This is a genomic window from Tabrizicola piscis (assembly GCF_003940805.1).
GTDB classification, from domain to species: domain Bacteria; phylum Pseudomonadota; class Alphaproteobacteria; order Rhodobacterales; family Rhodobacteraceae; genus Tabrizicola; species Tabrizicola piscis.
The window spans coordinates 1263874-1282686 of the sequence record NZ_CP034328.1; the positions used below are offsets into that span (position 1 = coordinate 1263874).

At 64.8% G+C, this 18813-nt stretch carries 20 protein-coding genes; 6 read left to right on the forward strand and 14 right to left on the reverse strand.

Going from position 1 to position 18813, the window contains the following annotated elements; translation table 11 throughout:
- Window positions 1-160 precede the first annotated feature (160 nt).
- From EI545_RS06025 to EI545_RS06035, 3 genes are read left to right on the forward strand one after another with little or no spacing between them, the layout of a single operon-like run.
- Complete coding sequence (locus EI545_RS06025; protein ID WP_125324629.1) at window positions 161-859, forward strand: DUF484 family protein; 699 nt, start codon at window positions 161-163, stop codon at window positions 857-859.
- Window positions 860-867: 8 nt separating this feature from the next.
- A complete protein-coding gene (locus EI545_RS06030) occupies window positions 868-1824 on the forward strand; it encodes a tyrosine recombinase XerC (protein ID WP_245990310.1) in 957 nt (318 codons plus the stop codon).
- Between the two features lie 53 nt (window positions 1825-1877).
- Entirely contained in the window at window positions 1878-2582 is a 705-nt protein-coding gene (locus tag EI545_RS06035; RefSeq protein WP_125324630.1) for a CDP-alcohol phosphatidyltransferase family protein, read from the forward strand.
- A gap of 84 nt (window positions 2583-2666) precedes the next feature.
- Here the strand turns inward: EI545_RS06035 and EI545_RS06040 are convergent, their stop codons facing one another.
- From EI545_RS06040 to EI545_RS06060, 5 genes are all read right to left on the reverse strand, one after another.
- Window positions 2667-3503, reverse strand: a complete 837-nt coding sequence (locus tag EI545_RS06040) for a DMT family transporter (RefSeq protein ID WP_125324631.1) — start codon at window positions 3501-3503, stop codon at window positions 2667-2669.
- Between the two features lie 102 nt (window positions 3504-3605).
- Window positions 3606-3833, reverse strand: a complete 228-nt coding sequence (locus EI545_RS06045) for a DUF3253 domain-containing protein (RefSeq protein WP_245990311.1) — start codon at window positions 3831-3833, stop codon at window positions 3606-3608.
- Window positions 3830-4282 carry a methylated-DNA--[protein]-cysteine S-methyltransferase gene (locus EI545_RS06050; protein WP_125324632.1) on the reverse strand — a complete coding sequence of 151 codons (453 nt, stop codon included), beginning with the start codon at window positions 4280-4282 and terminating at the stop codon, window positions 3830-3832. Before EI545_RS06050 ends, EI545_RS06045 begins: the two co-directional genes overlap by 4 nt.
- 6 nt (window positions 4283-4288) lie before the next feature.
- Entirely contained in the window at window positions 4289-7210 is a 2922-nt protein-coding gene (ileS, locus tag EI545_RS06055; protein ID WP_125324633.1) for an isoleucine--tRNA ligase, read from the reverse strand.
- A 399-nt stretch (window positions 7211-7609) separates the two neighbouring features.
- Window positions 7610-9232 carry an FAD-dependent oxidoreductase gene (locus tag EI545_RS06060; protein WP_125324634.1) on the reverse strand — a complete coding sequence of 541 codons (1623 nt, stop codon included), beginning with the start codon at window positions 9230-9232 and terminating at the stop codon, window positions 7610-7612.
- Between the two features lie 85 nt (window positions 9233-9317).
- On the opposite strand from EI545_RS06060, the gene EI545_RS06065 reads away from it, so the two are divergent.
- Window positions 9318-9683, forward strand: a complete 366-nt coding sequence (locus tag EI545_RS06065; RefSeq protein ID WP_125324635.1) for a DUF2237 family protein — start codon at window positions 9318-9320, stop codon at window positions 9681-9683.
- Between the two features lie 6 nt (window positions 9684-9689).
- On the opposite strand, the gene EI545_RS06070 is transcribed toward EI545_RS06065, so the two are convergent.
- The 4 genes from EI545_RS06070 to trpB all read right to left on the reverse strand — a co-directional run bounded on the left by EI545_RS06070 (window position 9690) and on the right by trpB (window position 12775).
- Complete coding sequence (locus EI545_RS06070) at window positions 9690-10214, reverse strand: helix-turn-helix transcriptional regulator (RefSeq protein WP_125324636.1); 525 nt, start codon at window positions 10212-10214, stop codon at window positions 9690-9692.
- A 24-nt stretch (window positions 10215-10238) separates the two neighbouring features.
- On the reverse strand, window positions 10239-10700 hold the full coding sequence (locus tag EI545_RS21335) for a PepSY domain-containing protein (RefSeq protein ID WP_164517160.1): 462 nt from the start codon (window positions 10698-10700) through the stop codon (window positions 10239-10241).
- A gap of 89 nt (window positions 10701-10789) precedes the next feature.
- Entirely contained in the window at window positions 10790-11290 is a 501-nt protein-coding gene (locus EI545_RS06080; protein WP_125324638.1) for a PepSY domain-containing protein, read from the reverse strand.
- A gap of 252 nt (window positions 11291-11542) precedes the next feature.
- A complete protein-coding gene (gene trpB / locus EI545_RS06085; protein WP_125324639.1) occupies window positions 11543-12775 on the reverse strand; it encodes a tryptophan synthase subunit beta in 1233 nt (410 codons plus the stop codon).
- 237 nt (window positions 12776-13012) lie between these two features.
- Between trpB and EI545_RS06090 the strand changes: the two genes are divergently transcribed.
- The gene (locus tag EI545_RS06090) at window positions 13013-13786 is read left to right on the forward strand and encodes a DUF4394 domain-containing protein (RefSeq protein WP_125324640.1); all 774 of its coding nucleotides are present in this window, start codon (window positions 13013-13015) and stop codon (window positions 13784-13786) included.
- Window positions 13787-13878: 92 nt separating this feature from the next.
- On the opposite strand, the gene EI545_RS06095 is transcribed toward EI545_RS06090, so the two are convergent.
- From EI545_RS06095 to EI545_RS06115, 5 genes are all read right to left on the reverse strand, one after another.
- On the reverse strand, window positions 13879-14547 hold the full coding sequence (locus EI545_RS06095) for a phosphoribosylanthranilate isomerase (protein ID WP_125324641.1): 669 nt from the start codon (window positions 14545-14547) through the stop codon (window positions 13879-13881).
- Window positions 14547-14909 (reverse strand): lipopolysaccharide assembly protein LapA domain-containing protein, encoded by a 363-nt coding sequence (locus EI545_RS06100; RefSeq protein WP_125324642.1) that lies wholly within the window; start codon window positions 14907-14909, stop codon window positions 14547-14549. The genes EI545_RS06095 and EI545_RS06100 overlap by 1 nt, the downstream gene beginning before the upstream one ends.
- 82 nt (window positions 14910-14991) lie before the next feature.
- Window positions 14992-15273, reverse strand: a complete 282-nt coding sequence (gene ihfB, locus EI545_RS06105) for an integration host factor subunit beta (RefSeq protein WP_125324643.1) — start codon at window positions 15271-15273, stop codon at window positions 14992-14994.
- 189 nt (window positions 15274-15462) lie between these two features.
- Window positions 15463-17142, reverse strand: coding sequence for a 30S ribosomal protein S1 (gene rpsA / locus EI545_RS06110; protein WP_125324644.1), 1680 nt, complete (start codon window positions 17140-17142; stop codon window positions 15463-15465).
- 305 nt (window positions 17143-17447) lie between these two features.
- Window positions 17448-18035: a (d)CMP kinase gene (locus EI545_RS06115; RefSeq protein WP_125324645.1), complete on the reverse strand. Its 588-nt coding sequence runs from the start codon at window positions 18033-18035 to the stop codon at window positions 17448-17450.
- 203 nt (window positions 18036-18238) lie between these two features.
- Between EI545_RS06115 and EI545_RS06120 the strand changes: the two genes are divergently transcribed.
- Window positions 18239-18715 carry a DUF6647 family protein gene (locus EI545_RS06120; RefSeq protein ID WP_125324646.1) on the forward strand — a complete coding sequence of 159 codons (477 nt, stop codon included), beginning with the start codon at window positions 18239-18241 and terminating at the stop codon, window positions 18713-18715.
- Window positions 18716-18813 lie beyond the last annotated feature (98 nt).

The following is an 18813-nucleotide window of genomic DNA, read 5'->3' on the forward strand; positions in this document are numbered from 1 at the left end:
GTACCAGTTTCCCCCCACCCTACCAGCGCTAGGGCCTTTCCCGCGGCTGTGGCAACTCTGCACTGGTTCGTCGGCTCTGTGGCACAAAACTGTCGCCAACTGCATGAGCTTCGGCCTATAGTCACCGGAATTCATACCTGAATCCGGTTGACGAATACCCATGATCGAACCAGACCTGCGGACCATCATCCTCGCTCAGCCCGAACGTTTGCTGGAAGACCGTGACGTGATGAGCGCGCTTGTCGGCGCGAATGAACGTGCCATGGGCGAAAACATCGTCGACTTGCGCGGCATTGCCATGCAGCGGCTTGAAACCCGTCTGGACCGGCTGGAAGACACCCACCGGTCGGTCATCGCCGCCGCCTATGAAAACCTGGCCGGCACCAATCAGGTCCACCGGGCGATTTTGCAACTGCTTGATCCGCCGACCTTCGAAGGCTTCATGCAGGCCCTTTCGACCGAGGTCGCCCAGACCCTGCGGGTGGATATCGTCAGGCTGGTTCTGGAAACCGTGCAAGAAGACGGGCTGACCGATCCCGCCCTGCGCCGGCTTGGCGATGTGCTGCATGTCGCCCCCCGCGCCTTTGTCGGCAGCTATCTGACCAACGGTCGCAACGGCCCGGCCCGCCCTGTCGTGCTGCGCCAGACAACCACGCTGGCCGCAACCGTCTATGGCGACCGCGCCGACGACATCCGGTCCGAGGCGCTGATGAAGCTGGACTTTGGCAAAGGCCGCCTGCCCGCCATGCTGGTCTTCGGGTCGGAAGACCCCCACCAATTCAAGCCGATCCACGGAACCGACCTTCTCGCCTTCTTCGCCGGGGTGTTCGAGCGCAAGATGCGCCATTGGCTTGGATGAGCGGGACCATGATGACCAGCGCTGACCAAAGCGGTGCTGGACGAATGGCCTTTCTTGCCCCGGCCCTGCAATCCGCGCTGGCCGAATGGCTGGCCCATCTGCGCGCGCTGAACGGCGCTGCCCCTCGCACTGTGGATGCCTACTGCCGCGACGTCGCGCGCTATCTGCACTTCCTTGCCCAGCATCACGGCGGGGCGGACGGGTTGGCCCGCGTCGCCGGCACCAGCCAGACCGACTTGCGCGCCTGGCTGGCGGATGAACGGGGGCGCGGACTGTCGCCCCGGTCGCTGGCCCGGGCGCTGTCGGCGGTGAAGGGCTTCACCGCCTGGGCCGCAGACCGGACCGGGGCAGATGCGACCACGGTCCTGTCCGCCCGCAGCCCCAAGTTCCGCCGCAAACTGCCCCGCCCCCTGTCCGAGGATGGCGCCGCCGCCGTTCTGGACACGATCGGCGACGATGCCCGCGAAGACTGGATTGCTGCCCGCGACACCGCCATCGTGACCCTGCTTTACGGCCTTGGCCTGCGGATCTCCGAGGCGCTGTCGCTGACCGGCGCCAGCCACCCCTTGCCACAAGTCCTGCGCATCACCGGCAAGGGCGGCAAGACCCGGATCGTCCCCGCCCTGCCTGCCGCCGCGCAGGCCGTGGCCACCTATGTGGCCCTTTGCCCCTTCGACCTTACCCCCGACGCCCCGCTGTTTCGCGGCGCACGCGGCGGCCCGGTCAACCCACGCCTTATCCAATCGGCGATGGAACGTGCGCGCCTGCGCCTCGGCCTGCCCGCCACCGCCACGCCCCACGCCTTGCGCCACAGCTTTGCCACGCACCTGTTGTCGGCGGGCGGTGACCTTCGCGCCATACAGGAGTTGCTGGGCCATGCCTCGCTTTCCACCACCCAGGCCTACACCGCCGTCGATGCGGCGCGGCTGATGGAAGTCTACGAAAAAGCCCACCCTCGCGCCTGATTTGGCACGACCACCCTGTTGCACGCTGCCCCGGAATCCGCCATCAAGGCCAAATGAGCCCTCGTATTCAAGCCCTTTCAGTACATCTTCTCACCGCCTCTGGCGCGGTTCTGGCCATGTTTGCCATGCTTGCCGCCGTGAACGGGGAATGGAGCCTGATGTTCCTCTGGCTGGTCTTTGCGCTGATCGTTGACGGGATCGATGGCCCCTTGGCCCGCAAATATGACGTGCAGAAGAACTGGCCAACCTACGATGGCGTTCTGATGGACCTGATCGTCGATTACCTGACCTATGTCTTCATCCCCGCCTTCGCGCTGTTCAAATCCGGCCTCTTGACCGGTTGGACCGGCTGGCTTGCGATCATCGTCATCTGCTACGGGTCGGTCGTCTACTTCGCCGACACGCGGATGAAGACCAAGGACAAGTCCTTTGCCGGATTTCCCGCCTGCTGGAACATGGTGGTCCTTGTCCTCTTCGCGACCCGCCCGGGCGAAATGGTGATCCTGCTGACCGTCATCCTCCTGACGGTCGCGATGTTCACCAACCTCAAGTTCATCCACCCAACGCGCACGCCGCGGTGGGCCAACCTGTCCCTCGCCATCTGCGTGTTTTGGATCCTCTTGGCCGGTTGGGCCGCATGGTGGGATTTCCAGGAAGGCGCAATTGCCAAGTGGCTGCTGGTGCTCACGTCACTCTATCTGGCGCTGGCCGGGATCGTGCAGCAGATCGTGCCCGAAGGCATCCGCCGGGTGCGCTGACGGGCCTGCTCGTCGATGTCTTCGACACTCCTCGCGAGCGTCCCCTGGCGAGGAGGAGACGCAGTCGAACGATGAGCGCCCCCCTCAAAGCCGCGTCAGCATCACCCCCGCGACGATGACAACCGACGCCACCGCCTTTTCCCCCGTCATCTTCTCGCCAAAGACCAGCCAGCCGATCAGCACCGCAAACAGGATCGAGGTTTCGCGCAGCGCCGCCACCACCGCAATCGGTGCCAACGTCATCGCCCAGATCGACACGGCATAGGCCCCATAGCTTGCCGCCGAGGCGACACTTCCCATCCGCCAGGCGTGCCAGTTGCGCGGGATCACATCCCAGCCGCGCAGGGCCAGCATCCCCAGCGTGAAGAACATCCCATCCGCAACAAAGACCCAAGCCACATAGGCGGCAGGCGCGCCAGACACCCGCGCGCCCATCCCGTCGATCAGCGTATAGGTCGCCGTCGCCAGCGCCGAGCCGAGGGCGAAGGGCAACAGCTTGCGATCCTCTCCACTGGTGAAGACGCCGCGTGCCATCAGCAGGATCCCCGCCGCGAGCACCGCAATCGCCAGATACTCCTGCCCGCTGACCGCATCCGCCAGAAAGAACGCCCCCACCAGTGCCACTACCATCGGCGCCGCCCCCCGGGCGATGGGGTAGACCCGGGACAGATCGCCCCGGTCATAGGCATAGGTCAGGAAGAACTTGTAGGCGAAATGCGTACAGCCTGCCGCGATCACCCACGGTATCGCCGCGGGATCAATGGGGGCCGCGACGGCGATCACCGCCAGCCCGATCGGCATTTCGACAATCGACAGGATCACCATCCCGCCCACCTTCGAGGTCCCAAGCTTGATCAGCGCATTCCACAGCGCATGCAGAAAGGCCGCACCAAGGACAGCCAGAAAAACGCCAAGCGTCAAAGCGCACCCGTCATGAAACCGTTACACAAAGGCGTAGGCCCCGGCGCGGGCGGGCACAAGCTGCGCTTTAAGTCCAGCACGGGGGTTTCGATAAGCTCAGGCCTACCGCAGCCGCAGCCGGATCGGCCCCTTCGCTGCCAGCGGGTCAACTTCGACGCCGCCTTGCGTTGCCATGATATCCGGCATTGCGGCCGCAACCGCACGCACCTCGGGCATCAGCGGTCGCCAATCCGCAGCCAGCGCTCGGGCCACGTCAGAAGGGCAGAACGACTTCCCCCGCCCCCGTTGCAGCGCCAGATCAAGGATCGCCACGCGCAAAGCCTCGCTCACAGCAGAAGCGCCCCCTCATGGCGCAGGAGCGCCGCCTTCGTCTCAACCCCGCCCGGCGCGGAAAAGCCCCCGAACCAGTCCGTCCCAGTCACACGGTGGCAGGGGATCAGGATCGGCAGCGGGTTCGCCCCGCAGGCTTGCCCCACCGCCTGCGCAGGCGCGCCCACGGCCTTGGCGATCTGGCCATAGGTCCGCGTCTCGCCCTTCGGGATTTCAGCCATCGCGTGGCGCACAGCGGCATGCAGCCCCTCACCCCAGTTCAGGGGCAGGTCAAACCGCTGCAACCGCCCGTCGAAATACGCCGCCATCTGCCGCGACGCCTCCTCCAGCAGGGCTGAGGTTTCGCCGGGATCGGCCCACCAGTCCAGCCTGACCAACACGCCCGCCACCTCGACCAGGGTCACCGGGCCGAAGGGCGTCAGCACGACCGCCCGGGCTGGCTGGGCCACCCTGCCCTACCCCAACGCGTCCGAGCAGCGCTGGCAGGTGCCCGGATGCTTATGCGTGCCGACATCGGGCAGGACCCTCCAGCAGCGTTCGCACTTGGCCCCATGGGCCGGGTGGAACAGCACCGCCACGTCCGGCACATCCGCCAGCGCAAAGGCCCCCTCTGGCGCTTGCCCCTCGCGCAGGTTCAGGCCCGAGGTGATGCAGAGTTCGGCAAAGTCCACGCTGCCCAGCACGGCTGCAAGGGTCGGGGTGACGAACACCTCCGGCGCCGCCTCAAGGCTGGAGCCGATCACCTTCGCCGTCCGCTGCAGTTCCAGCGCACCCGTCACGACCCGCCGCGCGTCGCGCAAGGCGTCCCACTTCCGCGCCAGTGCAGTATCAAGCCATGCCTTTGGCGTTTCCGGGAAATCCAGCAGATGAACCGAGGAGTCGTCCCCCGGGAACCGCTCCAGCCACACTTCTTCCATGGTGAAAACCAGCACCGGCGCAAGCCAGGTGGTCAGCCGGTGGAACAGGATGTCCAGCACGGTCCGGCAGGCCCGGCGGCGCAGGCTGGTGGGCGCGTCGCAGTACAGCGTGTCCTTCCGAATGTCGAAATAGATCGCCGACAGGTCCGTGGTGCAGAAGGTGAACAGCTTCTGGAACACGCCCTGGAAGTCGTACTTGGCATAGCCCTCGCGCACTTCGCCGTCCAGTTCGGCCAGCCGGTGCAGCACCCAGCGTTCCAGTTCCGGCATGTCGGCAGGCTCCACCCGCTCGGCCTCGGTGAAGCCCTTCAGCGCGCCGAGCATGTAGCGCATGGTATTGCGCAGGCGGCGGTAGCTGTCGGCCACCCCTTTCAGGATTTCCTTCCCGATGCGCAGGTCAACCGTATAGTCCGACTGCGCCACCCAAAGCCGCAAGATATCCGCGCCGTATTCGCCGATCACTTCCTGCGGGGAGGTCGTGTTGCCAAGCGATTTGGACATCTTCATGCCCTTCTCGTCCAGCGTGAAACCGTGGGTCAGCACGCCCCGATAGGGCGCCCGCCCCTTGGTGCCGCAGGCCTGCAGCATGGACGAATGGAACCAGCCGCGATGCTGGTCGGTGCCTTCAAGGTAAAGGTCAGCGATCCCATCCGCGCTGCCATCCTCCCGGTCACGCAGGACGAATGCATGGGTGGAGCCTGAGTCAAACCACACGTCCAGCACGTCATCGACTTTGACATAATCGGACGGATTCACGATGCCATCCAGCACGCGTTCCTTGAATCCTTGCACAAACCAAACATCCGCACTTTCCGCCTCAAACGCCGCGATGATCCGGGCGTTCACCTCGGAATTGCGCAGCAGGAAGTCGGGATCGGTCGGCTTCGCGCCCTTCTTGATGAAGGCCGTCAGCGGCACACCCCATGCGCGCTGGCGGGAAAGCACCCAATCCGGCCGCGCCTCGATCATCGAGTGCAGCCGGTTGCGCCCCGTCGCCGGGGTCCATGTGACCAGCTGATTGATCGAGTTCAGCGCCCGCGTGCGGATCGTGTCACCATAGGTGGTCATCCCGTCGTCCAGCGGCTTGTCGATGGCGACAAACCACTGCGGCGTGTTGCGGTAGATGACCGGCGCCTTGGAGCGCCACGAATGCGGATAGCTGTGCTTGAGCTTCGCCTTGGCGAAGAGGGCACCGGAATAGGCCAGTTGCTTGATGACCGAGACGTTGGCAGGACCTTCCTTGCCATCCGGCAGGATGATGTGCTGCCCGCCGAACAGGGGCAGGTCAGGGCGATAGGACCCATCCGCCTCAACGTTGTAGGTCATCGGCAGGCCGAACTTCTGGCCAAGGATATAGTCGTCATCCCCGTGGCTGGGGGCGGTATGAACGAACCCGGTGCCAGCGTCATCGGTGACATGGTCGCCGGGGAGCATCGGGACGTCATAGTCCCACTCGCCCGCCCCACCCTCGACGCCGCGGAATGGATGCGCCAGGACCATGGCTTGCAGGTCCGCCGACGACACGTCGCACAGCCGCCGCACCATGTCTGGCCCAAGGAGTTTGCCTTGTGCCAAAACGGCTTCAGCCAGCTTGTCCGCCAGAACGACCCGGTGGCCGATGGTGGCAGAACTTTCCTCTGGCCGCCCGATCACCTCATAAAGCCCGTAAGAGATTTCGGGCCCGAAAGCGACCGCCCGGTTCTGCGGGATGGTCCAGGGGGTGGTCGTCCAGATCACCACGTCCGTCGGCGTCTTGGTGAACACCGCATCGGCCGCGATCACCCGGAACCGCACCCAAACCTGATGGCTGGTATGGTCGTGATACTCCACCTCCGCCTCGGCCAAAGCGGTCTTTTCCACCGGCGACCACATCACCGGCTTCGACCCCTGATAAAGCGAGCCGTTCATGACAAACTTCATGAACTCCCCGGCGATCACCGCCTCGGCGTGGTAATCCATCGTCAGGTACGGCCGGTCCCAGGCGCCGGTGACGCCCAGCCGCTTGAACTCCTCACGCTGGACGTCGATCCAGCCCTCGGCAAAGCGGCGGCATTCCTGGCGGAAGTCGACGATGTCCACGTCGTCCTTGTTCAGGCCCTTGGCGCGGTACTGTTCCTCGATCTTCCACTCGATCGGCAGACCGTGGCAGTCCCAGCCCGGCACATAGCGGGCGTCGCGGCCCATCATCTGCTGCGACCGCACCACCATGTCCTTCAACACCTTGTTCAGCGCATGGCCGATGTGCAGGTGGCCGTTGGCATAGGGGGGGCCATCATGCAGCACGAAGGGCACCCGGCCCTTCTGCGCGCGCAGGCGGTCATAGACGCCAATCCGCTCCCACCGCGCCAGCCAGTCGGGTTCGCGCTGTGGCAGGCCCGCCCGCATCGGGAAGGCGGTTTCAGGCAGGAACACGGTGTCACGGTAGTCGGGAACGGTGTCGGAAGGGCTGTCAGACGACATGAGGGGAAACTCGCGGTCAAAGGGGGGAAGGATCGGCCAAGCGCAAAGAACCCGGGGGCTGGGGGTCAGCCCGCCGGGCAGCTAATTCGACGCGAGATCAGCCCGTAGTCCATGCCGCGCGTTATAGGCGGCAGCAGCGGTGCGGTAAAGGGTCGGACAGGACGTTTGCGTGGCTGCGGCCCGGGCGCTCAGCCTTGGCAGATGCAGGAACGCCCAGTCTTGGCGCAGGCCGGGTGCCCCCACCCCCATCCCCTCCCCACGAGGGGGAGGGGAGGTGTCCTCCCCAACCCTCGGCAAAAATGTCCCCCCGATCGTTTCTGGCACGAAGGTTCATCCTTAGCCTCCCCTCCCCCTCGTGGGGAGGGGATGGGGGTGGGGGGCTCCCGGCAGGGCAAGGCCTCAGGGGTTCAGGTACTTCCACACGTCCGAAATCACCACCGACCCTTCGCCCACCCCGCTGGCGACGCGCTTGACCGATCCGGCCCGCACATCGCCCACGGCATAGATCCCCGGGCAACTGGTCGCATAGCGCCCCCGCCCGGCCGTGCCATCGCCCGCATCGGCTCCGGTCAGGACGAACCCGTTGCCGTCCACCGCCACCCGGCCCTGCAGCCAGCCGGTGTTGGGCGCGGCCCCGACCATCACGAACACCGCCCGGGCGTTCAGGGTCCAGTCCTGCCCGTCCTCGGCGCTGTGGATGACCACGGATTGCAGCACCCGCTCCCCCTCCAGCGCCACGACCTGCGCGCGGTAGTGGATGGTGATGTTCGGCGTGCGCTGCAGCCGGTCCACCAGATAGGCCGACATGCTGGCCGCCAGACTGCCGCCCCTTACCAGCACATGCACATGCCTGGCCGTGCGCGACAGGAACATCGCCGCCTGCCCGGCCGAGTTGCCGCCGCCGATCACCACCACTTCGGTCTCGCGGCACCAGCGCGCCTCGACCTCGGTCGCGGCATAGTAAATGCCGGCGCCTTCAAACTCTTCCAGCCGGTCCAGCGGCATCCGCCGATACTCTACCCCCGTCGCCACCACGACCGACCGCGCCAGCACCTTGAGGCCGTTGTCCAGCGTCAGGCACCAGTCCGGCTCCACCCGGTCGATCCCGGTCACCCGGTGCGGGATGGCAAAGCGGGTGCCGAACTTCATCGCCTGCACTTCGCCCCGAAAACACAGGTCCGCGCCAGAGATGCCGGTGGGAAACCCCATGTAGTTCTCGATCCGGCTGGAGGTGCCCGCCTGCCCGCCAATCGCCAGATCCTCGACCACCAGCGCGCTAAGCCCCTCGGCCCCGGCATAGACCGCCGCCGAAACGCCCGAAGGGCCACCGCCGACAATCACCACGTCAAAGGTCGCATCGGTGGGGGTAAAGGCAATCCCGATCCGTTCGGCAATCGCCTGCGACGTGCAGTCCAAGACCTCACCCGCGCCAAAGATGACCTTTGGCCCTTGCCCTGGCTCAAACGAGCAAGCCTCACCCCATTCCGCCGCCGCGTCCGAGGCGGGATCGACCACCGTCACCGGCAGCTTGTTTCTTGCGCAGAAGGCTGCAACCGCGCGCACCCGGCGGTCTTCGGCTGGGCCTACGACCGTGATGGCGGTGGCGTTGCGTTCCAGCATGGCGCGGCGGCGGGCGGCGAAGACCGATACCACGATATCCGACATCTCGGGTTCCGCCGCCATCAGCCGCAGCATCGCGTCCCGCGGGACCTCGATCACACGGGCCGGGCTGATCGCGCGCATGGTGTAAAGCATCCGCCCACCGACCAGAAAGGCAATCTCGCCAATAAACTGGCCCGCCCCCAGAATGTTCTCGTTCAGCGCTTGGTCCTTCGCCTCGTCCCACAGCTGGAACCCGCCTTCCAGCACATAGATGAACATGTCCGACGGGTCGCCCGCCCGCAGGAAAATCTTGCCCTCGGGCACCTCGCGCTCAACCCCGATCCGGCGCAGGGCGGCAACGTGATCCGCGCTCAGCGGCCTGCGCACCATTGTCGCAAGGTCTTCGGCAAGGCTTTCCATTCGCGGCCCTTTCAGCAATCCTGCAGGAAAGATTGGTCATGCCTCCCCGGAAAGGCAAGGCCACCGCAGGCGTGGGAGAGCAGGAATGAAAGAACCCTCGGTGAATGTTCTGGGAGAGGCACTTCAGCCCTGTTCCACCGACCCGATGACCGGCTTTTTCCGCAATGGCTGCTGCGACACCGGCCCGATGGACCGGGGCCGCCACACCGTCTGCGCCACGATGACGGCCGAATTTCTGGCCCTGTCGAAATACCTTGGCAATGACCTGTCCACCCCAAGGCCCGAATACGGCTTTCCGGGGCTGAAGCCCGGCGACCAGTGGTGCCTGTGCGCCAACCGTTTCCTGCAAGCGCATGACGAAGGTGCCGCGCCAAAGATCCGCCTTGCCGCGACGCATCAGTCAACGCTGGACGTGGTCCCGCTTGAGGTCTTGCAGCTCCACGCGGTCTGACCGCCGTCAGGCTGCGGTCCGCCCACCGTTGGCCGCCGCCCGAATCGTCCCGTCATCGCGCATCAGGTCATCGATGAACAGGCTAAGAAGCTGCGGCCGCCCGGTGACACCCGCCTTGCGATAGATCGCGTTGGTCTGCGCCTTGACAGTGCCTTCGCTGGTCGTGCGCAGCGCTGCGATTTCCGCCGTAGACATGCCCTTGATCGAAAACAGCGCCACGTCGCGTTCCGACGGGGTCAGCCCCCATTCGGCAAACCGCTCCTCCAGCAGCACCATGAACGCCCCCGAGGCGCGGCGCAGACGTTCTTCGGCGCGGTTGCGGTCGCGCAACGCCCGGCGCAGCATCAGGCCGCCGACGATCACCCCCAGCACCAACCCGATGGCGGCGCCGATCTCCAGAAACTCGCGCATTTCCCAGCTGATCGGGGTGGTTCGGATGCCCAGCACCGATGACAGGATGTCAGAGACAAAGAAAAAGGCACAGATCGCCTGAATGACGAAGATCGCCAGAAAGGGCGCCGCGCGTTTCAATCAGGGACCCGATGACCGGCGGGATCAATCATCGTCGTCGTCATCGTCATCGTCGTCATCATCGTCGTCATCATCATCATCGTCGTCATCGTCGCCGTCGCCGCCGCCACTGCCGCTGTTGCCGCCATCGTCGTCGTCATCATCGTCGTCGTCGTCATCATCATCATCGTCTTGGTCGTCGTCGTCGTCACGACGCTTGCCAGACTTGTCATCGATGATGTCGATCCGCGCGACCCCGCCCGACCCCGGCGTCCACAAGTCACGCAGGATCTCGCCCGTGCGCGGGTTGACGATGATCTCGCGCTGGCCATCGTTGCGGGCAGCGGTGATCCGCACCCGGCCAAGCAGAGTGCGTTCTTCCAGCACGGTCTGAAAGCCCTGGCCGCGCAACTGGTCGATGATGCCGGACACAAAATCCTTCGCATCAGCCGACGTCGCCGCCGCCAGACCTGCAATCCCCCCGGCCAGGAAGTCCCGGCGTTTCATCTCATGTCCCACCTTCCGCTTGCTGCAGACTATGCGCCAGCCAAGGGGCCCCGGCAAGCCGGGGCCCCAGCCGGGTCTAGCCCCGGAGCTTAGTCGTCGCTGCTGCCGCCATCATCGTCATCATCATCGTCATCGTCGTCGTCATCATCGTCGTCGTCGTCATCGTCGTCATCATCATCGTCATCATCGTCGTCGTCGTCATGGTCGGGGCCATGATCGCTGTCATCATCGCTGTCGTCATCACTGTCATCGTTGTCGTCGTCACTGTCGTCGTCGCTGTCATCGTCTTCGAAGTCGTCGTCCGACGTGTCGATCTCGACCCCGGTCCGGCCGATGTATTCAGAGTCGGCACTCTCGAATTCCGATTTGATCACCTCGCCGCTGGCGTTGTCATAGGTCACTTCGACCTTCCGGTCGCCCTTGACCGCCTCAAGCTTGGTCTGGGTCGGGCCGGTCTTGACCTCGACATAGCTGTAGCCTTCGGCCACATAGGCGTCCGCCAGCCCCTGTGGGTCAATCGCCGCCAGGGCCATGTTGGCCGACACCGCCGCCACCGCGGTGAACATCATCAGCCGGGTTCTTGCCTTCATCTTCGTTTCCTTTCCGTAGGGGGTGCCCTGTGCGGCAGCCCTGTCCATGGTTGCCCGGCAAAGCCCGCCGGGATGCATCAAGTGCAATCAGGAAACGCAAGAAATGGCGGACCATTCCATTCGCCATGGGTTTAGGGCCGGGGAAATAAACCTTCCGCCAGCACGCCTAAACCGAAGTTTATGATGGATTCGGCCAAAGATGGGCGGCCAGCCCCCCGGACGGCAGTTCTGCCGCCCGGACCGTGCCAAACCTCAGACCTTCATGTCCTGGCCAAGGTGTTTGGCCACCGTGAAGATGTCCTTGTCGCCCCGGCCGCACATGTTCATCACGATGATATGGTCGCGCGGCAGGGTGGGCGCGATCTTCATCACCTGCGCCAGCGCATGCGAAGGCTCCAGCGCCGGGATGATTCCCTCCAGCTTGCAGCACATCTGGAACGCCTCCAGCGCCTCGGCATCGGTGATGCTGACGTATTTCGCCCGGCCGATGTCATGCAGCCAGGAATGCTCCGGCCCGATCCCGGGATAATCCAGCCCGGCCGAGATCGAGAACCCCTCAAGGATCTGCCCGTCCGCGTCCTGCAACAGATAGGTGCGGTTCCCGTGCAGCACGCCGGGACGCCCCCCGGTCAGGCTGGCGCAATGTTCCATCCGGTCATCGACGCCCTTGCCGCCCGCTTCGACCCCAAGAATGTTCACCGACGGGTCGTCAAGGAACGGGTAAAACAGCCCCATGGCGTTCGATCCGCCACCGATGGCCGCGACCAGCGTGTCGGGCAGACGCCCCTCGCCTTCCTGTTCCGCCAATTGCCAGCGCACTTCCTTGCCGATGATGCTTTGGAAGTCCCGCACCATCGCCGGGTAGGGATGCGGCCCCGCCACCGTGCCGATGCAGTAGAACGTGTCGCGCACATTGGTCACCCAGTCGCGCAGCGCATCGTTCATCGCGTCCTTGAGCGTACCCCGGCCGCTGGTCACCGGAATGACCTCCGCCCCCAGCAGCTTCATCCGGAACACGTTCGGCGCCTGCCGCTCCACGTCATGGGCACCCATGTAGACCACGCATTGCAGTCCGAACTTGGCGCAGACCGTCGCCGTCGCCACCCCGTGCTGCCCCGCGCCGGTTTCGGCGATGATCCGGGTCTTGCCCATCCGCCGCGCCAGAATGATCTGGCCCAGCACGTTGTTGATCTTATGGGCACCCGTATGGTTCAGCTCATCGCGCTTCATGTAGACCTTGGCACCGCCCAGATGCTCGGTCAGCCGCGGCGCGAAATACAGGGGCGACGGGCGGCCGACGTAATGCTTCCAGAGATCCTCCATCTCGGCCCAGAAACTCGGGTCGGTCTTGGCATGCTCATACCGCTCTTCCAGTTCAAGGATCAGCGGCATCAGCGTTTCGGAAACGAACCGCCCGCCAAAAAGCCCGAACCGGCCCTGTTCGTCCGGTCCCGTCATGAAGCTGTTCAACCCGTCTTCGGCCATCGCGCATCCCCCTTGGTGTTGCGCAAGGATGTAGCGCCATTGCAGCCGTGGGGAAAGGTCCCCCTGCGTCGCACCGGAGTTTTCGAAAACTCCGGACCGGAGCCTTCAAAGGCTCCGGCACGATTTCTTCCAAGAAATCGTGTCCCACGCCTGACGGTTTCGTGATCAGACCTGCTGCAACTTACCCGCTCCGCGCTCCGTACCTGCCATCGCAACCATCCTATCAAGGAGATTACGATGCGCATTCTTGCCACTGCTGCCCTGCTTGCAGGCACCGCCCTGCCCGCCGCCGCCGAAACCGCCATCGCGCTGACCGGTGATCGCACGCTTCTGACGATCGACACCGCCACAGCCACAGTCACCGCCACGGTCGAGGTTCAGGGCGTCACCAGCCTGCTTGGCATCGACCTGCGCCCCGGCAACGGCAAGCTTTACGGCGTGACCGACGCGCAAGCCATCGTCGAGATCGATCCCGCCACCGGTGCCGTGACCGAGATTGCCACCATGGCCACCCCCCTGCCGCTGGCCGACACTCCGGTGGTGGTCGATTTCAACCCGGCGGCGGACCGTCTGCGCTACATGACCGGCACTACCAACCACCGCGTGAACGTCGATACCGGCGAAGTCACCGTTGATGGCGCGCTGGCTTTTGTGGCCGAGGATATGCATGCCGGCGAAGCGCCGAACATCGTCGCCGCCGCCTATACCAACAGCTATGGCAAGCCGGAAAAGACCGCGATGTTCAACATCGACGCCACGATTTCCGGCCTGATCCAGCAAACCGCGCCGAATGACGGCACCCTGGCCGCCATCGGCAAGCTTGGCGTGGCGCTGGAAGGCCCGGTCGGCTTTGACGTCGCCACCACGGCGGACGGCACAAACACCGCATGGTTGGCCGCGAACGGCGGGATTCACACCGTCGATCTGGCCACCGGCGCTGTCACCGCGTCCTGGATGGTTACTGGTGCCGACGCGCCGATCCGTGACCTGACCATCCTGCCAGCAATGTAAAGCTGGGAAACCCAAGCCCCTGGCGCGCCCGGCGCGCCAAGGGCGAGGCAAAGACTTGCGGCCGCCCCCTTTCGGGCGGCCGCTCCATTTGATTAACGCAGGATCGGCACGCCGCCGCGCACGCCTTGAGCGGCCTCGACAAAGGCGGCGATTTTGGCGGGGTCCTTGACCCCCGGCGACAGCTCCACACCCGAAGACACATCCACCTGCCGCGCCCCGGTCAGCCGCACCGCCTGCGCCACGTTGTCCGGCGTCAGCCCACCAGCCAGCATCCATGGCCGCAGCCACTTGCGCCCGACCAGCAACCGCCAGTCGAAGGCCAGCCCGTTGCCCCCCGGCAAGTCCGCGCCCTTCGGCGGCTTGGCGTCGATCAAAAGCTGGTCGGCGACCAGGCTCATCTCCAGCAGCCCGGCCAGATCACCCTCATCCGCCACGCCCATCGCCTTCATCACCGGCAACCCGTAGCGCGCCTTGACAGCGGCGACCCGCTCCGGGCTTTCGTGGCCATGCAGCTGCAACATGTCCAGCGGCACCGCCTCGACCAGCGCATCCAGCGCCGCGTCATCGGTATCGACCACCAGCGCCACCTTGCACAAGCCATCCGGCGCGCCCAGCGCAAGCGTTCGTGCAACCTCCAGCGTCAGGTGGCGCGGGCTTTTGGGAAAGAACACAAAGCCCGCATAGGCAGCCCCGGCCCGTGCAACGGCCGCCACGTCGGCTTCAGTCCGCAGACCGCAGATCTTGACCCGCACGTCCTGCATCACTTGCCCGAAGGCCGGTCCAGCAGCGCGAGCACGTCGTCCTGTTCGCCTTGGTCATTCCGCCCCCGCAGGGCCGCCAGCTCCCGCTCCAGCCGCGCCACTTCGCGGGCCTTGGCGCTTGCCGTGCTGCGAATGCCCGTCTCACGCAGCCATTCCCAGACAAAGCCGATCAGCACGCCCGCAAGGATGCCTGCAAAGATCACCAGAAACAGCGGCAGTTCCATGGCCCAGGTCAGCCCGGTCAACGCCGCCAGATCACCCGGCAACAGCCGCACCTCGACCGGAGCACGGTTCGCAAGGGCAACAGTCAAAAGGGAAAGGCCAAGCAGGCCGATCACGACAAGTCTCAGGTAACGGATCATCCGACAGGGCCTCCGGGCTGGTCCCGCAGTATCATTCCGATCCCGCCCGGACGCAAGCCGACGCCACCCACCGCGCCAGCGGTTACTTGCTGTTCAGCCGGTCGCGCAGCAATTTGCCGGTCTTGAAGAAGGGGACCTTCTTGTCATCGACCTTGACCGCCTCTCCAGTCCGCGGATTGCGCCCCAGCCGGGCATCCCGCGCCTTGACCGAGAACGCGCCGAACCCGCGCAGTTCCACCCGGTCGCCTTTCGCCAGCGCATCGATGATCTCTTCGAAGACCGTGTTCACGATCCGCTCGACGTGGCGCTGGGTCAAATGCGGGTTCTCATCCGCGATCTTCTGGATCAGTTCAGACCGGATCATCCCTATGTCCCCCTAGTGGTTCGGCCATGGTGTTCAAACCGGCAGCGGCCGCCACGCTCTTGTTCTCACAGGACTATAGCGACAGGTCTTGGCCCGTGACAAACAAAAACCGGGACTTGGCCGGTTGCCGCCAACAAAAAGGCCCCGCACTGATGCGAGGCCTTTCCATTCTCAACCCGGCGTCAGGGCTTAGCTGCGGTCCTTGAGCGCGGCGCCAAGGATATCGCCCAGCGACGCACCCGAATCGGACGAGCCATACTGTTCGACCGCTTCCTTCTCTTCCGCGATCTCGCGCGCCTTGATCGACAGGCCCAGCTTGCGGGTCTTCGGGTCGATGTTGGTCACGCGCACGTCGATGTGGTCGCCGATCTGGAACCGCTCCGGGCGCTGGTCTGCACGGTCACGGCTCAGGTCGCTGCGGCGGATGAACGACTTGGCGCCGTTGTATTCCACCTCGATGCCACCCTCTTCGATCGCGGTCACGGTGACGGTGATGATCCCGCCCCGCTTCACGCCATCAACCGCGTCCGAGAAGTTGTCCTCGCCCAGCGCCTTGATGGAGAGCGAGATACGCTCCTTCTCGACGTCCACTTCGGTGACAGCGGCATGCACCGTGTCGCCCTTGCGGTAGTTCTGGATCGCGTCTTCGCCACGCTGGTCCCACGACAGGTCCGAAAGGTGGACCATGCCGTCGATGTCGTTGTCGAGGCCGACGAACAGACCGAATTCGGTGATGTTCTTGACTTCGCCTTCGATCTGGCTGCCCACGGGATGCGTTTCCGCAAAGACTTCCCACGGGTTGCGCTGCGTCTGCTTCAGGCCAAGGCTGACCCGACGCTTGGCAGAATCGATCTCCAGCACCATGACGTCCACTTCCTGCGAGGTGGAGACGATCTTGCCGGGGTGCACGTTCTTCTTGGTCCAGGACATTTCCGAAACGTGGACCAGACCTTCGACACCGGCTTCCAGCTCCACGAAGGCGCCGTAATCGGTGATGTTGGTCACGCGGCCTTTGTGGACCGTTCCCAAGGCATACATCTTTTCAACGGCATCCCACGGATCGGACTGCAGCTGCTTCATGCCCAGGCTGATGCGGTGGGTTTCCTTGTTGATCTTGATGACCTGCACTTTGACAGTCTCACCAATGGCAAGGATTTCCGACGGGTGGTTGACGCGACGCCAAGCCATGTCGGTCACGTGCAGCAGGCCGTCAACACCGCCAAGGTCCACGAACGCACCGTATTCGGTGATGTTCTTGACCACGCCGTCGACCGTCTGACCTTCGGTCAGGTTGCCGATGACTTCGGCGCGCTGTTCGGCACGCGATTCTTCCAGGATCGCACGGCGCGAGACAACGATGTTGCCACGGCGACGGTCCATTTTCAGGATCTGGAACGGCTGCTTCATGCCCATCAGCGGGCCAGCGTCACGCACAGGGCGGACGTCAACTTGAGAACCCGGCAGGAACGCCACAGCGCCACCAAGGTCGACCGTGAAGCCACCCTTGACCCGGCCAAAGATCGCGCCATCGACGCGCAGTTCGCTGGCATAGGCTTTTTCCAGACGATCCCAGGCTTCCTCGCGGCGGGCCTTTTCACGGCTGATCTGGGCTTCCCCACGGGCGTTTTCCACGCGGTCCAGATAAACCTCGACCGTATCGCCGACGTTGATCGTCGGGGCCTCGCCGGGGTTTGCGAATTCTTTCAGGTCGATGCGGCCTTCCATCTTGTAGCCGACATCGATGATCGCCTGGCCTGCCTCGATGGCAATGACGCGGCCTTTGACGACAGTGCCCTCTTCGGGCGTGTCCATTTCGAAGCTTTCCTTCAACAGGGCTTCGAAGTCTTCCATGGTTGCTTTAGCGCACATATAGATCAGTTTCCTTTGCTTGGTTGTCACTGGCCATGCGGTTGGCTCCGCCGGTCTTTCGGTTGGGTTCCGAACGAAAAAGCCCATGACCCGGCAAACCGGACCATGCGGCGACTCCCATCGGATGCGGGGCCTATAGCCCCATTGCGCAGGTGAGGCAAGGAAAAGCGGGGCTGCCCGGCGCCCCCTCCTCGCGCGACTTCGTCTTCTCGTCGGACAGCACGTCGCCCCGCCCGCGAGGAGTGACGAAGTCATCGACGAGCGGACCGGCGAGCGGTCCGGGAAAAGACCCACAGCCGGTCGGATCAGCCCCGCAGCCGTGCCGCGACAATGGCACAGGCCGCGTCCACCGCTGCATCAATCCCAAGGTCGCTGGTGTCGATCACCACCGCATCTTCCGCCGCCTTCAGGGGGGCATCCGCCCGCCCCATGTCGCGCGCGTCCCGCTCGCGCACTTCGGCCAGAACCTGCGCCTCATCGCCGCCCACCTCCAGCCAGCGCCGGTGCGCGCGAACCTGCGCGCTGGCGGTGACGTACAGCTTTACCTCGGCCTCCGGGCAGATCACTGTGCCGATGTCGCGCCCGTCCAGCACCGCGCCGCCTTCACTGCGGGCGAACCGGCGCTGAAACTCCACCAAGGCGGCCCTGACTTCGGGGATCGCCGCCACGCGGGACGCCGCCTGCCCCGCCTCAAGCGTGCGCAGCCCCGGCCGGTTCATGTCATCCGCGGTCAGCCCCCGCGCGGCAGCCACCGGATCACCGCCCTTGACCCCGACGGCCCGGTACAACAGCCCCGTGTCCAGATGCCGGAACCCGAAGCGTTCGGCCACCGCGCGGCTGATCGTGCCTTTGCCCGCCGCTGCCGGCCCGTCAATCGCCACCGTGAAGATCATCCGCCCGCCCTGCCGCCATCATGTGCCTGATGGAGGTATGTGGAAACGCGCCGCAGGAAAAGAGGGGAAGGACTTCCCCTTGGCTGACGCAAAGCGGCGGCCTCGGCCCAAGTCTGCATCACTCGGCACCCCGAATCGCAAAAAGCGCCGCCGTGGGTGATGCATTTCTTTACAAAACTTTTGTGACGGCCATCCTGATCTGTATGAGATCCTCTGCAGCCGCTCTCGCCCTGTCCCTTTGCCTTGCCCCGCCCGCCTTGGCAGGGTCCTGTGCTGGCATGGGCGACCTTCTGACCTTCATCGAAGCCGAGGGCGGTTATTCGGTGCCATCGGACTGCCCGACGGTTGACAGGTCTGACCTCCTTGCATCCGTGCCAGCGCTGCGGTCTCAGGTCGGGGCCTTTATCCCCGCAACCGGGCACATCCTGCTCGCCCACGATCTGGATACCGATAGCACTCTTGGCCGCAGCTATCTTTTGCACGAACTGGTCCATGCCGCGCAGTACCGGTCCGGCGCGCAGTTGCACGTCAGGTGTGAGGGCGAGTTGGAGCGGGAAGCCTACCGTCTCCAGACCAGCTGGTTGCGCCAGAAGGGTGAGTTTCGCGAGGCGATGTTGCTCGACTGGGCCGCCGACGCGCTTGGCCGCTGCCCGGGCGACAAAATGGCGATGGACTACTGATCCCGCCCGCTGCGGCAGGGCAACCCTGATCCAGTGCCTGCGTCACCACGGTTAACGGTTCTTGAACGCCACCGCCAAGCCTTTGACCTGAAACGCTT

What these genes read in the sequence shown, in the direction of transcription:
- EI545_RS06025 (WP_125324629.1), top strand. Translation starts at nt 161, where the DNA reads ATGATCGAACCAGACCTGCGGACCATCATCCTCGCTCAGCCCGAACGT.
- EI545_RS06030 (WP_245990310.1), top strand. Translation starts at nt 868, where the DNA reads ATGATGACCAGCGCTGACCAAAGCGGTGCTGGACGAATGGCCTTTCTT.
- EI545_RS06035 (WP_125324630.1), top strand. Translation starts at nt 1,878, where the DNA reads ATGAGCCCTCGTATTCAAGCCCTTTCAGTACATCTTCTCACCGCCTCT.
- ileS (WP_125324633.1), bottom strand. Translation starts at nt 7,210, where the DNA reads ATGTCGTCTGACAGCCCTTCCGACACCGTTCCCGACTACCGTGACACC.
- EI545_RS06060 (WP_125324634.1), bottom strand. Translation starts at nt 9,232, where the DNA reads ATGGAAAGCCTTGCCGAAGACCTTGCGACAATGGTGCGCAGGCCGCTG.
- EI545_RS06065 (WP_125324635.1), top strand. Translation starts at nt 9,318, where the DNA reads ATGAAAGAACCCTCGGTGAATGTTCTGGGAGAGGCACTTCAGCCCTGT.
- EI545_RS21335 (WP_164517160.1), bottom strand. Translation starts at nt 10,700, where the DNA reads ATGAAACGCCGGGACTTCCTGGCCGGGGGGATTGCAGGTCTGGCGGCG.
- EI545_RS06080 (WP_125324638.1), bottom strand. Translation starts at nt 11,290, where the DNA reads ATGAAGGCAAGAACCCGGCTGATGATGTTCACCGCGGTGGCGGCGGTG.
- trpB (WP_125324639.1), bottom strand. Translation starts at nt 12,775, where the DNA reads ATGGCCGAAGACGGGTTGAACAGCTTCATGACGGGACCGGACGAACAG.
- EI545_RS06090 (WP_125324640.1), top strand. Translation starts at nt 13,013, where the DNA reads ATGCGCATTCTTGCCACTGCTGCCCTGCTTGCAGGCACCGCCCTGCCC.
- EI545_RS06095 (WP_125324641.1), bottom strand. Translation starts at nt 14,547, where the DNA reads ATGCAGGACGTGCGGGTCAAGATCTGCGGTCTGCGGACTGAAGCCGAC.
- EI545_RS06100 (WP_125324642.1), bottom strand. Translation starts at nt 14,909, where the DNA reads ATGATCCGTTACCTGAGACTTGTCGTGATCGGCCTGCTTGGCCTTTCC.
- ihfB (WP_125324643.1), bottom strand. Translation starts at nt 15,273, where the DNA reads ATGATCCGGTCTGAACTGATCCAGAAGATCGCGGATGAGAACCCGCAT.
- rpsA (WP_125324644.1), bottom strand. Translation starts at nt 17,142, where the DNA reads ATGTGCGCTAAAGCAACCATGGAAGACTTCGAAGCCCTGTTGAAGGAA.
- EI545_RS06115 (WP_125324645.1), bottom strand. Translation starts at nt 18,035, where the DNA reads ATGATCTTCACGGTGGCGATTGACGGGCCGGCAGCGGCGGGCAAAGGC.
- EI545_RS06120 (WP_125324646.1), top strand. Translation starts at nt 18,239, where the DNA reads ATGAGATCCTCTGCAGCCGCTCTCGCCCTGTCCCTTTGCCTTGCCCCG.